A 14,699-nucleotide genomic window follows, 5' to 3' on the forward strand; every position below is an offset into this window, starting at 1 on the left:
TGAAGCTGAACAGTAATATTCTTTATTCTCTTTATTCTCTTTTTTCTGCATCGACATTATTTTTACTACCGTTAACAAGACATGAGCATTGAGTTTCCTGATTTAAAGGATTACAGGCAACATCATAAAAGGACTCATTATGTCAAAAAAAACGCAGAAAAAAGCGCCCCCCCTATTCGGTGTAGTCGCCGTCAATGATATTTATTGTGATATCATAAGAAACGTCCCCAGAAGCGAATGGCTTGGCGTAACGATGCCACTTCTGACATTAATCCCACTTCTGTTATCTATTTGTTTTATTGGCCCAATTATTGGGTATTCTCCCATATTTATTCTGGTTGAGATTATACTCATCCTGATGTTCTATAGCAGCATCCACGCATTGCGTGTCGTCATGACCCACCCCAAAACGTTACTCGTCAGGCTGAATCGCAAACGCCAACGGGTGTATGTTCAAACGTATCGCCCCACGCGTAATATCTTTGCGAAATGGCCTGTCGAAACGCTGATTTATGACTGGAAGGACATTGAAGCCCATTTTAGTAACGGTTCCGGAACTGCGGGTTCCCGGACATGGTATAAGTGGCAAGCCCCCTCGACCGATGGAAGAAAAAACTGGGTGATCATCAGCGATGATAACGCGCCTTTATTTTATCAGGTCTCTCGCTTCTCTACCGATATTGCCGATACTCTTTTGAGTTATGCGGAATCCTGGGCGTGGTGCAGAAACTATATGAATGGTCTGATGACACCCGTTAATTTGATATCGATAGAAAATAACTACTCCTTCAAATATTGCGTGACGAGATTGAGTAGCCGGACGTTGTCGCGTGTCAATGAACAGGATAAATGGACAACCATTTTCCCCGTCAGGAATCCTTTTTTCTGGCTCATCTCTTTTATTATGGTGCCAACCATTTTACTGGACGCTCTGGCAATGAGGCGAATTATGCGCAGGCTCCCGGAGACGCCGTGGTCTGATGAGGCGCTGGTCGAATCAACAACAGATAAACAATAGATTATTTATTTTAACTGCGTAAGGTCCTGCGTTGTTGTCAGGACTTTGCGGATAATCTGGCGTTGATTCGCACCGCTCAACTATTTACTCCGATATTTTTTGCAACGCGTCATCAATTTTGCCAATCACATACATCAGCGGCTTCCACAGCACCACCAGCGTAATAATCGTGCCAAACAGTTGCACATCGCCATGCGCAAGTTGCCCGGTAAACAGCAGGTATACCAGGTTAAATATACACGAGCCGGCGGAGACAATGCCGAGGAACAAAAAGAGAATGAACAGAATATTTCTGCTGTCAGAAAGGCGAGGCAGGCAATACTGGCTCCACAGCCCTAGCCCTATCGCCACAATAAAAATAATGGCCGATATAATTAGCGGGTTATCCATAACCTGTTCCTGTCGTTCCTTGAAAATTTGCGCGAAAAGCGTCTGCTCTTCGCGCATTGAAGCGCTTACAATCCCTTAAGAAGCTTATCCACAAACTCCGGCACCACCTCGCTGGCAAGCCCGTAGGTTTTCTCTTCAAACTCGCTGCCCACCTGGCTCGGCTCAAGGTTGAGCTCCACCGTGTGCGCGCCGTGCAGCTTCGCTTCGTGGACAAATCCCGCCGCCGGATAGACATGCCCGGAGGTGCCAATGGCGATAAACAGATCCGCCATCGCCAGGGCGCTGTAGATCTCGTCCATTCCCAGCGGCATTTCGCCGAACCACACCACGTGCGGGCGCAGCGGCGACGGGAACTGACAGCAGTGGCATTTGTCATCGGAGGTCACATCGCCGGTCCAGTTAAAGACCTGGCCGCTGCTGGAGCAACGCACCTTCAGCAATTCACCGTGCATATGAAGCACGTTGCGGTTGCCCGCGCGCTCATGCAGGTTATCGATGTTCTGCGTTACCAGCAGGAAACGATCCCCCAGCGCCTCTTCGAGTTTAGCCAGCGCCAGATGCGCCGCGTTAGGGGCGATCTCCGGTGACTGTAACTGACGGCGGCGGGCGTTGTAGAATTCCTGCACCAGCTGCGGGTTACGGGCAAAACCTTCCGGCGTCGCCACATCTTCAACCCGATGTTCTTCCCACAACCCGTCGGTCGCGCGAAACGTTCGAATGCCCGACTCTGCGGAGATCCCCGCCCCGGTCAGGACCAGTACTCTTGGTTTTTCCATCAATTCCGGCATTGCCACATCCTGGAAGAAAATTCGCTGGCGTAAGCGCTCACGCAAGCGGCGTTTGTTTTTGCGAAAACGGCTGAGTCGAAGTGACCGTCGCGACAGCATAAAAACCTCGTATGGCTAACGGGTGAGATGGAGGAATGCGGCGCCGCGCATTCCTCCGGCATCGCCATGTCGTGCGCGCTCAATGCGCGGGACGCGGGCAACCGGCAACAAATGACGCGGCAAGCGACCGGACAACCGTTCGGCGATGGCCGTAAAGTTCGATAATCCTCCGCCGATCACCAGCAGGTCAGGATCGACAATGGTCAGGATATTCCCCAGACAGACCGCCAGCAGATCGAGATAGCGCTCAACGTGCTCTACCGCCTGTTCATCCCCCTGCTCCCAGAGGGCAATGATTTCCGGAGCCTGACGTTTTTGATGATAGAAGTGTTCATAAAGCCATGCAAATCCGCGGCCGGAGAGGTAGTTCTCAATGCAGCCGTGCTGGCCGCAACCGCAGCGGATGAGCGGGAAATCACGCCTTACCACCTCCAGCGCATCCACCGGCAGGCGAATATGACCAAACTCGCCGGTGATATAGCTGCGTCCGGTTATCGGTTTACCGTTCACCACAATCCCGCCGCCGACGCCGGTGCCGAGGATCAGCCCCATCACCAGTGGATATTGCTGGAACTCATCGTCCCAGGCTTCGGAGAGGGCAAAGCAGTTGGCGTCGTTGTCGAGGCGCACGTCGCGCTCAAGGAGGCGGGTCAGATCGGCGCGCAGCGGCTTACCGCTGGCAGCAGGGACGTTGGCAGCGTACAACGTACCGTCGTCGGTTTCCGGCATTCCCGGAATGCCAATGCCCACCGTGCCCTTCACGCCGAAGCGTTCATCGGCCTGGGCCACCAGCGCGGCAATGGCGGTTAAAAATTCATCGTAGCTTTCGTGGGGAGTGGGAACCCGGGTTTCCCACTGCAATTTCAGGTTGGTATCAAATACGCCCAGCGCAATTTTGGTGCCGCCAATATCAAATCCATAATACATAGTGCATTCCTCTTTTGACCCGGCGGCAACGCTCACCGGATCATGACGTAATTACTGGCCACTTAATACCCTCGCCGGATCAATTCGGCTTGCGCGACGCGCCGGATACCAGCTTGCCAGCAGACTCAGTAAAAGTGCTGTAACCAGCACATAAAAAACGTCCAGCCAGTGCAATTCAGATGGCAGGAAGTCAATAAAATAGATATCGCCCGACAGGAACTGATGCCCAATCAGGGCCTCAAGACCGTTGATGATCGGCGTCAGCTGTAATGAAACCACCACGCCGATGACCACACCGCACAGGCTGCCCAGCAGCCCCGCCAGCAGACCATACCAGACGAAGATGGCACGAATAAGACCATCTTTTGCCCCGAGGGTACGCAGCACCGCGATGTCGCCGCTCTTGTCTTTCACCGCCATCACCAGGGTAGAAACGATGTTAAAACAGGCCACGCCGATCACCAGCACCATCGCCAGGTACATGATGGCGCGGATCATCTGGATATCACGATACATATACCCGTAAGTACCGATCCAGCTCTTGATGTAAACATAGCTGTCGGTCACTTCCCCGGCGTCGCGCACCAGTTTGTTGGCGTTAAAAACGTCGTTAACCTTGATGGCGATCCCGGTAACGCTGCTGCCCATATCGAGATACTGGCGCGCATCTTCCAGCGGGACCATGGCAAAGCTGTGATCGAGCTGGCCGCTTAGCTGCAAAATACCGGTCACGTGCAGACGCACGCGCTTCGGCTGCTGCAGTTTATGATCGGCGCTGGCGTTCGGGATCATAATCGAGACCCAGTCGCCCTGCTTCACTTTCAGCGCGTCGGCCACCCCCTTACCGAGGATGATCTGCTGTTCGCCAGCCTTAAAGTTGGCCCAGGCCTCTTTCTGGATAAACTGCGGCAGCGCGCTGAGCTTCTCTTCCTGGCGCGGGTTCACCCCTTTCACCTGGATAGCGCGCAGGTTTGCGCCGCTCTCCACCAGCCCGGTGAAATTAATATACGGCGCAGCGGCAGCAATACCCGGCACCTTTTCCACTTTATTCAGGGCGTCGTTCCAGTTATTCCACGGCTGGTTAACCGGCTCAATTTCGCCGTGCGGCACCACCGCCAGAATGCGGTTGTTTAGCTCGCGCTCGAAGCCGTTCATGGCGCTGAGGCCAACGATCAGTACCGCCACGCCCAGCGCGATACCGACGGTGGAGATGACCGAGATCAGCGACACCATGCCGCTGCGGCGGCGTCCCCGACTAAAACGCAGGCCGATGAGTAACGATAACGGTGAAGCCATCAATCTGCCCCCATCAGGGTCAGTTCGGTATTCAGGCGACCGTCACGCATCTCCAGCTGGCGGGACATGCGTTTTGCCAGCTGCAGATCGTGAGTCACCACCAGGAAGGCGGTGCCCTGAGAAGCGTTGAGTTCGCCGAGAAGCTGGAAGATGCTGTCGGCGTTGCGGGCATCCAGGTTACCGGTCGGTTCATCCGCCAGCACCAGGCGCGGATTATTTACCAGCGCACGGGCAATCGCCACACGCTGGCGCTCGCCGCCGGAGAGCTCGGAAGGCCGATGATTGCCGCGGTGGCCCAGCCCGACCGCTTTCAGCATATCGCTGGCGCGGGCGTTAATTTCAGCCGGTTTCTTTTTGCCGATCAGCAGCGGCATCGCCACGTTTTCCAGCGCCGTAAAATCCGGCAGAAGGTGGTGGAACTGATAGATAAAGCCCAGCTCGCGGTTACGCAGATCGGCCTTTGCGCTCGATGACATGGTACTCAGCGGCGTGCCGGAGAAGACCACATCGCCGGAGGTCGGCGTATCCAGCCCGCCGAGCAGGTGCAGCAGGGTACTTTTCCCGGAGCCGGAGGTGCCGACAATTGCCATCATCTCCCCTTCCCCGACGCTGAAGCTGACATTGTGCAGGACATCCGTCTGCACCGTGCCTTCCTGATAGCGTTTGCACAGGTTATCGCATTGCAACAGGATCTTATTCATAACGTAAAGCCTCAGCGGGTTGGGTGGCGGCAGCGCGCCATGAAGGATAAAGCGTAGAGAGTAAGGCAACGGCCATCGCAGCCAGCGCAATGCCCACTACCTGCAGCGGCTCAATGGCCACCGGCAGTGCCGCGCCGTCAAGCAACGCGCCGATAATCGGCATTAAATTATTGAGCTGGCTGGCCAGCAGCGTACCGAGCACGGCGCCGAGCAGCGCGCCGACAATCCCGGCGCTGGCGCCCTGCACCATAAAGACCGCCATGATCTGCCGCGGCGTCAGCCCCTGGGTTTGCAGGATCGCCACTTCGCCCTGCTTCTCCATCACCATCAGGCCCAGCGAGGTAATGATATTAAAGGCGGCAACCGCCACAATCAGGCTCAGGAGCAGGCCCATCATGTTTTTTTCCATCCGCACGGCCTGGAACAGCTCGCCCTTACGTTCGCGCCAGTCCTGCCATTTGGTGCCTTCCGGCAGGGTTTGCTGGCTTAACACATCGACCTTCAGCGGCTCGTTGAGCCACAGACGCCAGCCGGTGATGTTGCCGAGCGGGTAACGCATCAGGCGCGACGCGTCCTGGATATTGACCAGCATCTGGTAGCCGTCCACTTCGCTGTTGGCGGCAAATGTGCCGATCACATTAAACAGGCGCTGGCTCGGGAGCCGCCCCATCGGGGTAAACTGGCTGGCAGACGGAACCATCACCCGCAACTGATCGCCGCGGTTGACGCCGAGCTGGCCGGCAAGCTGTTCGCCGAGAATGACGTTGTACTGGCCGGGAGCCAGATCGCTCTGTTTGACGTTAACCAGAAACGGCGTCAGGGGATCCTTTTGCGCCGGGTCGATACCGAGCATTACCCCGACCGCCACGCTGCGCGCGCTCTGGAGCACCACGTCACCGGAGGTGATCGGCGCCACGCGGCTTACGCCCTGCAGCTTGACGGCGCTTTCTGGCAGCTGCTGCGGATTCACCGACCCGCTGCTGGATGAGAGGATCGCCTGCGGCATCAGCCCCAGAATGTTATTTTGCAGCTCGCGCTCAAAGCCGTTCATGACGGAGAGAACCGTCACCAGCGCCATCACGCCAAGCGTAATGCCAATGGTTGAAAGCCAGGAGACGAAGCGACCGAAGCGGTCCGCGGCGCGCCCACGCATATAACGTAAGCCTATGAATAGTGCGACAGGTTGGTACATGAAATCCGTCTGTTTGCTGATAGCAGACCCACGAGTATATAAGCGAATCCGCTAAGGGTAAATGACTGAAACCGTAAGCTTTGCTTATCATTTGTCTGAAAAAGCACGGTAAATCAGCGCAATATCCCCCTTTCGTAAGACGCCCTATCCCGCGCAGGTGTTTGCAGCTTTTCTGAAAAGCATCCGGATACAGACTCTTACCCATTACATCCCGCCCGCCGCGCAACACACTTACCCGCTCGATTAAGGTAATAACAGGACCCGGAACGCGATGAAACAAAAAGCTCTATGGATTAACCAGATAAAAGGACTCTGCATCTGCCTGGTGGTGATTTACCACTCGGTGATCACCTTTTATCCCCATCTTGAGGCGCTGCATGCTCCCCTTTCGGTGCTGCTCGCCAAATGTTGGGTAACGTTCAATCTCTATCTTGCCCCCTTCCGCATGCCGGTGTTCTTCTTTATTTCAGGGTATCTGGTTCGGCGCTACATTGACGAGGTCGGCTGGAAAACCTGCCTGGACAAACGGCTCTGGAGCATTATCTGGGTGCTGGCGCTGTGGGGAGTATTACAGTGGCAGGCGTTGACCCATCTTAATGCGTGGCTGGCACCGGAGCGGGAGCTTAATACCGCCTCGAACGCCGCCTATGCCGACTCGCTGACCGGCTTTATCACCGGGATGCTCACTGCCAGCACCAGCCTGTGGTATCTCTACGCCCTGGTGGTCTATTTTACGCTCTGCAAGCTGCTGAGCCGCTGGAAGCTGCCGCTTATCGGGCTGCTGGCGCTCGCCAGCATCGCCATAAACTTTGTGCCGCTGCCGTGGTGGGGGATGAACAGCGTGGTGCGCAATATGATCTATTACAGCCTCGGGGCCTGGTACGGCGTGCAGCTGATGGCGTGGATGCAGAGCCGGGTGTGGCGCCGTGACGCGCTGGCGGTAGCGGCGTTTGGGGCGGTCTCTGTCGTGCTGTGGTTCGTCGGGGTTCCCCTGCCGCTGTCGCTGCTGTCGATCCTGCTGATTATGGCCCTGTTCTACCGCCTGGAGCAGCGTTTCGCCGTGGGTCCTGACAATATGCTGAACGTGGTTGGCTCCAATACCATTGCGATTTACACCACCCACCGCATTCTTATTGAAGGAGTCAGCCTGTTTATGATTCACCAGCTGAATGGCGGCACCTGGCCGGTATGGGCAGAGCTGACGCTGGTGCTCTTCTACCCGTTTGCCAGCCTGCTTATCTGCACCCTGGTGGGGCTGGGGGCGCGTAACCTCTCCCGCGCGCTGGCCGGAGATATTTTCTTTACCCCACCTGCCCGGCTGACGCTGGTTCAGGCGACACGCTAGCGTCCCTGTGAGAGGCGGCTTTGCGCTGTGTGCGGTTACGGTTTGCTAATGTAAAACGATCAAGGATAATAAAGACATTGTGTATCAGTGATATGCCCATACGAGATCCTGACAAAGCCATGCCTGAACAAAATCGTTTTTCCCTGCCCGTCAAAGCGGGCGACCAACGCCAGTTAGGTGAACTGACCGGGGCAGCCTGCGCCACGCTGGTGGCGGAAATTGCAGAGCGTCATCAGGGCCCGGTGGTACTGGTCGCGCCGGACATGCAAAACGCCCTGCGTCTGCATGATGAGATCCGTCAGTTCACCGATCAGCTGGTCACCAGCCTTGCCGACTGGGAGACGCTGCCTTACGACAGCTTCTCCCCGCACCAGGAGATCATCTCCTCGCGCCTCTCCACACTGTATCAGCTGCCCTCCATGCAGCGCGGCGTGCTGATTGTGCCGGTCAATACCCTGATGCAGCGCGTCTGCCCGCACAGCTATCTGCACGGTCACGCGCTGGTGATGAAAAAAGGCCAGCGCCTCTCAAGGGATGGCCTGCGCGTGCAGCTCGACAGCGCGGGCTATCGCCATGTCGATCAGGTCATGGAGCACGGGGAGTACGCCACCCGCGGCGCGCTGCTCGACCTCTACCCTATGGGCAGTGAACAACCTTATCGTCTGGACTTTTTCGACGACGAAATCGACAGCCTGCGCCTGTTTGATGCCGATACCCAGCGCACGCTGGAGGAAGTGGAGGCCATCAACCTGCTGCCGGCCCACGAATTCCCGACCGACAAAACCGCTATTGAGCTCTTCCGCAGCCAGTGGCGCGATAAGTTTGACGTCAAGCGCGACGCCGAGCATATCTACCAGCAGGTGAGCAAAGGCACCCTGCCGTCAGGGATCGAATACTGGCAGCCGCTGTTCTTCAGCGAGCCGCTGCCTGCCCTGTTCAGCTATTTCCCGGCTAACACGCTGGTGCTCAACACCGGCGATCTGGAGACCAGCGCCAGCCGTTTCGAGAGTGAAACTCGCGCCCGCTTTGAAAACCGGGGGGTTGATCCGATGCGCCCGCTGCTGGAGCCCGAGCTGCTGTGGCTGCGCACCGATGAGCTGTTCAGCGAGCTGAAACGCTGGCCGCGCATGCAGCTTAAAACCGACAGCCTGCCGGAGAAAGCTGCCAATACCAACCTGGCCTATCAGCCGCTGCCAGACCTCGCGGTGCAGGCGCAGAACAAATCGCCGCTGGATAACCTGCGTAAGTTCCTCGAATCCTTTACCGGCCCGGTGATCTTCTCTGTGGAAAGCGAAGGGCGCCGTGAGGCGCTGGGCGAGCTGCTTGGCCGCATTAAGGTCGCACCGAAGCGGATCCTGCGCCTGGACGAGGCCAGCGGCACCGGGCGCTATCTGATGATTGGCGCCGCCGAGCATGGGTTTATTGATACGCTCAATAATCTGGCGCTAATCTGCGAAAGCGATCTGCTGGGTGAGCGCGTGGCGCGCCGCCGTCAGGACAACCGCCGCACCATCAACCCGGACACGCTGATCCGCAACCTGGCGGAGCTGCATCCCGGCCAGCCGATTGTCCATCTTGAGCATGGCGTAGGCCGTTACGCGGGGATGACCACCCTGGAAGCGGGCGGCATCAAGGGTGAATATCTGATGCTGCTGTACGCCAACGATGCCAAACTCTATGTGCCGGTGTCGTCCCTGCACCTGATCAGTCGCTACGCGGGCGGTGCGGAAGAGAATGCCCCGCTGCACAAGCTCGGCGGCGATGCCTGGGCGCGGGCGCGGCAGAAAGCGGCGGAGAAAGTGCGCGATGTGGCGGCGGAGCTGCTGGATATCTATGCCCAGCGCGCGGCGAAGGCGGGCTACGCCTTCAAACATGATAAAGAGCAGTATCAACTCTTCTGCGACAGCTTCCCGTTTGAAACCACCCCGGATCAGGCCCAGGCAATTAACGCCGTGCTGAGCGACATGTGTCAGCCGCTGGCGATGGATCGTCTGGTCTGCGGCGATGTGGGCTTCGGTAAAACCGAAGTGGCGATGCGCGCCACCTTCCTGGCGGTGGAGAATAACAAGCAGGTGGCGGTGCTGGTGCCCACCACCCTGCTGGCGCAGCAGCACTACGATAACTTCCGTGACCGCTTTGCCAACTGGCCGGTGCGCATTGAGATGATGTCGCGTTTCCGCAGCGCCAAAGAGCAGGCGCAGATCCTGGAGCAGGCAAGCGAGGGCAAGATCGACATTCTGATCGGTACCCATAAACTGCTGCAGAGCGACGTGAAGTGGAAAGATCTGGGGCTGCTGATTGTCGACGAAGAGCATCGCTTCGGCGTGCGCCACAAGGAGCGCATCAAAGCGATGCGCGCCGATGTCGATATCCTGACCCTCACCGCCACGCCGATCCCGCGCACGTTAAATATGGCGATGAGCGGCATGCGCGATCTGTCGATTATCGCCACGCCGCCTGCCCGCCGTCTGGCGGTGAAGACCTTTGTCCGTGAGTACGATAACCTGGTGGTGCGCGAGGCGATCCTGCGTGAAGTGCTGCGCGGCGGCCAGGTTTATTATCTCTACAACGATGTCGAGAATATCCAGAAAGCGGCGGACCGTCTGGCGGAGCTGGTGCCGGAAGCGCGTATTGCCATCGGCCACGGGCAGATGCGCGAGCGCGAGCTGGAACGGGTGATGAACGATTTCCATCACCAGCGCTTTAACGTGCTGGTCTGCACCACGATCATCGAAACCGGTATCGATATCCCTACCGCCAATACCATCATTATTGAGCGAGCGGATCACTTTGGCCTGGCCCAGCTCCACCAGCTGCGTGGCCGTGTCGGACGTTCACACCATCAGGCCTATGCCTGGCTGATGACTCCACACCCGAAAGCGATGACCCCCGATGCGCAGAAGCGTCTCGAAGCCATCGCCTCGCTGGAAGATCTGGGCGCCGGTTTTGCGCTGGCCACTCACGACCTGGAGATCCGCGGCGCGGGCGAACTGCTTGGGGAAGATCAGAGCGGCTCGATGGAAACCATCGGTTTCTCGCTCTACATGGAGCTGCTGGAGAACGCCGTCGATGCCCTGAAGGCGGGGCGTGAGCCGTCGCTGGAAGATCTCACCAGCCAGCAAACGGAAGTGGAACTGCGGATGCCGTCCCTGCTGCCGGATGATTTTATCCCGGACGTTAACACCCGCCTGTCCTTCTACAAACGCATTGCCAGCGCCAAAGACGAAGCGAGTCTGGAAGAGATAAAAGTGGAGCTGATTGACCGCTTTGGCCTGCTGCCGGATGCAGCGCGTAACCTGCTGGATATTGCCCGTTTACGCCAGCAGGCGCAGAAGCTGGGGATCCGCAAGCTGGAGGGGAATGAAAAAGGCGGCATGATTGAGTTTGCCGAGAAGAACCACGTCGATCCGATGTGGCTGATCGGCCTGCTGCAAAAACAGCCCCAGCACTTCCGGCTCGATGGACCGACGCGCCTGAAATTCACCCAGGATCTGGCGGAGCGCAAAACCCGCATGGACTGGGTACGTAACTTTATGCGTCAGCTTGAAGAGAATGCCGTAGCCTGACCCTGTGCCGGGCTGCCATCGGGTCGCCCGGCATGATTTTCCCTGCGCAATTTACAACTCTTTGCAATCCCCATGGACTTCCCGACACACTCATTCGCCATAATTATCAATTAACGTTCAGATAATAATAATCTTTATTGCTATGGATTCTGGTGATGATAAAAACGTCGCGTTTTACCCGTTGGATATCGGTGGTTGCGCTCCTCGCGACCGTAGCGCTTGCCCTGCCCGCCCGGGCGAATACCTGGCCCCGGCCCCCGGCGGGTAGTCGGCTGGTGGGCGAAAATCGTTTTCATGTGGTGGAAAACGATGGTGGTTCGCTGGAGGCCATTGCCAAAAATTATAACGTCGGTTTTCTGGCGCTGCTGCAGGCTAACCCGGGCGTCGATCCCTACGTCCCCCGTGCAGGCAGTGTCCTGACCATCCCGCTTCAGACCCTCCTCCCCGATGCCCCGCGGGAAGGGATTGTGATCAACCTGGCTGAACTGCGGCTCTACTATTATCCGCCGGGTAAAAACGAGGTCACGGTTTACCCCATCGGTATTGGTCAGCTGGGGGGCGATACCCTGACGCCAACCATGGTCACCACGGTGTCGGACAAACGCGCCAATCCAACCTGGACCCCAACCGCCAACATCCGCGCCCGCTATAAAGCCCAGGGTATCGATCTGCCAGCGGTGGTCCCCGCCGGACCGGATAACCCGATGGGTCATCACGCCATTCGCCTGGCGGCCTACGGTGGGGTCTATCTGCTGCACGGCACCAACGCCGATTTTGGTATCGGCATGCGCGTCAGCTCCGGCTGTATTCGCCTGCGGGATAATGACATCGAGACGTTGTTCCGCGTGGTCCAGCCCGGTACCAAAGTGAATATCATGAACACGCCGATTAAAGTGTCAGAAGAGCCTGGCGGTGTGCGCCTGGTGGAGGTTCATCAGCCGCTGTCAAAAGCGCTGAATGACGATCCCCAGACCCTGCCGATTGTCCTGAATGCTGCGCAGCAGGGCTTTAAAGCCAGCGCTGACGAGGTCGTTATGGAGCGCGCCATGGAAGCGCGTTCGGGTATGCCGGTAGATGTGACTCCTCACCCCACTACCCAGGCGCTGTAGCCTTAACAGATAAAAAAAACGCTCTGCACAGGCAGAGCGTTTTTTTTCGCAGTGGCATTAATGAGGGTTAAGCCATGCTTATTTGTAGATCACTGCGGTACCGTGCAGGGTATTCGGGCCGGTTACGGAAGTGATACGGAAAGATTTCGCCCCCATTTCATCCGCTTTTTGCGCTAACTGGCTTTCAAGAGAGCTCAGGTTAGTCCCGGCGTTCGCAGAGATGGTGCCTACCTTTTGTTGATCGGCAGGGGTAGACTGAACTTCAACCGCAGCGAAGCTGGCAAATGAGAGTGAGCTGAGTACTGCAGCGGCGATGATTGTTTTTACGTTTTTCATGATTAGGACCTTTTGCAAGTGAACAGGATGTCGTAAGCATTAACTTAACGATCGATAACAAAATGATAGATGTGATCTACATCACACGTCAATTTATTTTTATAACGATCATTAAAATAATTTTAAAAGCGTTTAAATTCATATTGATATGATGAATAAATTTTTATTCATGCGGCGCTGGCTGCGGAAAGGGATTATTTTTATAATGGTCGTTCAACAATCCAACAGAGGTACAACGGCTCATGACAACCGATGACACGCGTTGCGAAAAGAAAAGCCGTGGCCGACCAAAAGTGTTCGACAGGGAAGCGGCGCTGGACAAGGCCATGACGCTGTTCTGGCAGCATGGGTATGAAGCCACATCACTGGCTGACCTGGTTGCCGCAACGGGGGCGAAAGCGCCTACGCTGTATGCAGAATTTACCAATAAAGAGGGGCTGTTCCGGGCGGTGCTGGATCGCTATATCAGCCGTTTTGCCGCCCGCCATGAAGCGCAGCTGTTTTGCGAGGAGAAGCCCGTTGAACGGGCGCTGGAAGACTATTTCACCGCGGTGGCGACCTGCTTTACCAGCAAAGATACCCCTGCGGGCTGTTTTATGATTAACACGTCGGCCACGCTTGCAGCCTCTTCTGAAGAGATTGCCCATACGGTTAAATCTCGCCATGCCATGCAGGAAGAGACGCTGTGCCAGTTTTTACAGCAGCGTCAGCAGCGCGGTGAGATCCCGGCGCAGTGCGATCCGAAGAAACTTGCCCAATATCTGAGCTGCATTTTGCAGGGTATGTCCATCAGTGCCCGCGAAGGGGCCAGCCTGGAAAAACTGCTGACTGTCACCCAGATAACCCTGCGGTTATGGCCTGAACTGCTGAAAGTCTGATTTTCAGGGCGGTCTGCCGCCCTGCTCCTCCTTTTCTCACCGCATCTTCCGCTATACTTCATAGAAAGATAGTTACAAGCTATCACCACGGCTTCACCGCTTGCTATGCTTAACCTGTGATTATTGATGTGCTAATGATTAGGTGCATTAGTTATGACGAAGACGTTCTGGCTATTCACATTCAGAAGGAGAATATAATGATTTTGCTATTACCTTTTTTTAAGGTGCTAATAGTCATTACATTGTTATTCGGTCTCTGGGTTTTATGTGGTGGGTCAGTTTTATTTGCTTTTCTTTCCGTACTGATAACGGGATTTATGTTACTGCGCCAGTATAATGAATTCGACCTTTAACCCCTGTCACCCAGCAGCATCTCCAGGAAAGACCTTACTTCTGGCGCACATCGCGCCGCTGTTAAGGTCTTTTTTATGCGCAAAAAAAGCTCCCCAGCCTGAGCGAATGGGGAGCTAAATGCAGAGAACAGATTTTTTTATGCTTTGTTATTCAGTATCAGCTGGCCGTCGCCATTAAGGGGGATCTGCGTGCCGGGATCTTTATCCATACGGATCTTGCCCTGCTGATCGCCAATTTTGTAGGTCACATCGTAACCGAGCATTTTTTCTGACTTGTCGTAGACCGTCTTACAGCGCTGCTCGGTGGTGGTGTAAGTATCACGCGCCTGCAGGGCACCCTGCGCCTGATTCCCCGCGTAACCGCCACCCAGGGCGCCTACGACCGTCGCGACATCTTTACCGCGTCCGCCGCCAAACTGATGACCAATCACCCCCCCGGCCACCGCACCCAGTACAGAACCGGCAATACGGTTTTCATCCTGTACAGGACGGCGATGCGTTACGGTCACATTCCGGCACTCCTGACGCGGTGTTTTCACCGTCTCTTTAATAGGCGTAGCCGAAACCACCTGCGCATACTGCGGGCCACGATCAAAAACATTAAGACTGGCAACTGCCGCCACACCTAATGCGGCGACCACGCCAATCCCTATACCTGCCACCATGGATTTATTCATGTGACGTTCTCCTTTGTATTGCTA

Annotated in this window: 13 protein-coding genes; 5 read left to right on the top strand and 8 right to left on the bottom strand. The window is 56.2% G+C overall.

The window, feature by feature from the left end; genetic code table 11:
* Positions 1–139: 139 nt before the first annotated feature.
* Positions 140–1,018 carry a DUF6708 domain-containing protein gene (locus DVA43_RS08935; protein ID WP_114315329.1) on the top strand — a complete coding sequence of 293 codons (879 nt, stop codon included), beginning with the start codon at positions 140–142 and terminating at the stop codon, positions 1,016–1,018.
* Between the two features lie 84 nt (positions 1,019–1,102).
* Here DVA43_RS08935 and DVA43_RS08940 read toward each other — a convergent pair whose 3' ends face one another.
* The 6 genes from DVA43_RS08940 to lolC all read right to left on the bottom strand — a co-directional run bounded on the left by DVA43_RS08940 (position 1,103) and on the right by lolC (position 6,411).
* Entirely contained in the window at positions 1,103–1,408 is a 306-nt protein-coding gene (locus DVA43_RS08940; RefSeq protein WP_114317108.1) for a hypothetical protein, read from the bottom strand.
* 65 nt (positions 1,409–1,473) lie between these two features.
* The gene (gene cobB / locus DVA43_RS08945; protein ID WP_114315330.1) at positions 1,474–2,295 is read right to left on the bottom strand and encodes a Sir2 family NAD+-dependent deacetylase; all 822 of its coding nucleotides are present in this window, start codon (positions 2,293–2,295) and stop codon (positions 1,474–1,476) included.
* A gap of 15 nt (positions 2,296–2,310) precedes the next feature.
* Entirely contained in the window at positions 2,311–3,222 is a 912-nt protein-coding gene (gene nagK, locus DVA43_RS08950) for an N-acetylglucosamine kinase (RefSeq protein ID WP_114315331.1), read from the bottom strand.
* Positions 3,223–3,273: 51 nt separating this feature from the next.
* Positions 3,274–4,518: a lipoprotein-releasing ABC transporter permease subunit LolE gene (gene lolE, locus DVA43_RS08955; RefSeq protein WP_114315332.1), complete on the bottom strand. Its 1,245-nt coding sequence runs from the start codon at positions 4,516–4,518 to the stop codon at positions 3,274–3,276.
* Positions 4,518–5,219 (bottom strand): lipoprotein-releasing ABC transporter ATP-binding protein LolD, encoded by a 702-nt coding sequence (gene lolD, locus DVA43_RS08960; protein ID WP_114315333.1) that lies wholly within the window; start codon positions 5,217–5,219, stop codon positions 4,518–4,520. Before lolD ends, lolE begins: the two co-directional genes overlap by 1 nt.
* Entirely contained in the window at positions 5,212–6,411 is a 1,200-nt protein-coding gene (gene lolC, locus DVA43_RS08965; protein ID WP_114315334.1) for a lipoprotein-releasing ABC transporter permease subunit LolC, read from the bottom strand. Before lolC ends, lolD begins: the two co-directional genes overlap by 8 nt.
* 271 nt (positions 6,412–6,682) lie before the next feature.
* Between lolC and DVA43_RS08970 the strand changes: the two genes are divergently transcribed.
* From DVA43_RS08970 to DVA43_RS08980, 3 genes are all read left to right on the top strand, one after another.
* Positions 6,683–7,756: an acyltransferase family protein gene (locus tag DVA43_RS08970; RefSeq protein ID WP_114315335.1), complete on the top strand. Its 1,074-nt coding sequence runs from the start codon at positions 6,683–6,685 to the stop codon at positions 7,754–7,756.
* A 119-nt stretch (positions 7,757–7,875) separates the two neighbouring features.
* A complete protein-coding gene (mfd, locus tag DVA43_RS08975; RefSeq protein ID WP_114315336.1) occupies positions 7,876–11,322 on the top strand; it encodes a transcription-repair coupling factor in 3,447 nt (1,148 codons plus the stop codon).
* 155 nt (positions 11,323–11,477) lie between these two features.
* Complete coding sequence (locus DVA43_RS08980; RefSeq protein ID WP_114315337.1) at positions 11,478–12,431, top strand: L,D-transpeptidase family protein; 954 nt, start codon at positions 11,478–11,480, stop codon at positions 12,429–12,431.
* Between the two features lie 78 nt (positions 12,432–12,509).
* Here DVA43_RS08980 and bhsA read toward each other — a convergent pair whose 3' ends face one another.
* On the bottom strand, positions 12,510–12,767 hold the full coding sequence (gene bhsA / locus DVA43_RS08985) for a multiple stress resistance protein BhsA (protein WP_103179112.1): 258 nt from the start codon (positions 12,765–12,767) through the stop codon (positions 12,510–12,512).
* Between the two features lie 242 nt (positions 12,768–13,009).
* On the opposite strand from bhsA, the gene DVA43_RS08990 reads away from it, so the two are divergent.
* On the top strand, positions 13,010–13,645 hold the full coding sequence (locus DVA43_RS08990) for a TetR/AcrR family transcriptional regulator (protein WP_114315338.1): 636 nt from the start codon (positions 13,010–13,012) through the stop codon (positions 13,643–13,645).
* Between the two features lie 490 nt (positions 13,646–14,135).
* Here DVA43_RS08990 and DVA43_RS08995 read toward each other — a convergent pair whose 3' ends face one another.
* Positions 14,136–14,675, bottom strand: a complete 540-nt coding sequence (locus DVA43_RS08995) for a glycine zipper 2TM domain-containing protein (protein ID WP_103823727.1) — start codon at positions 14,673–14,675, stop codon at positions 14,136–14,138.
* Positions 14,676–14,699 lie beyond the last annotated feature (24 nt).

It is taken from the genome of Leclercia sp. W6 (assembly GCF_003336345.1).
Lineage (GTDB): Bacteria > Pseudomonadota > Gammaproteobacteria > Enterobacterales > Enterobacteriaceae > Enterobacter.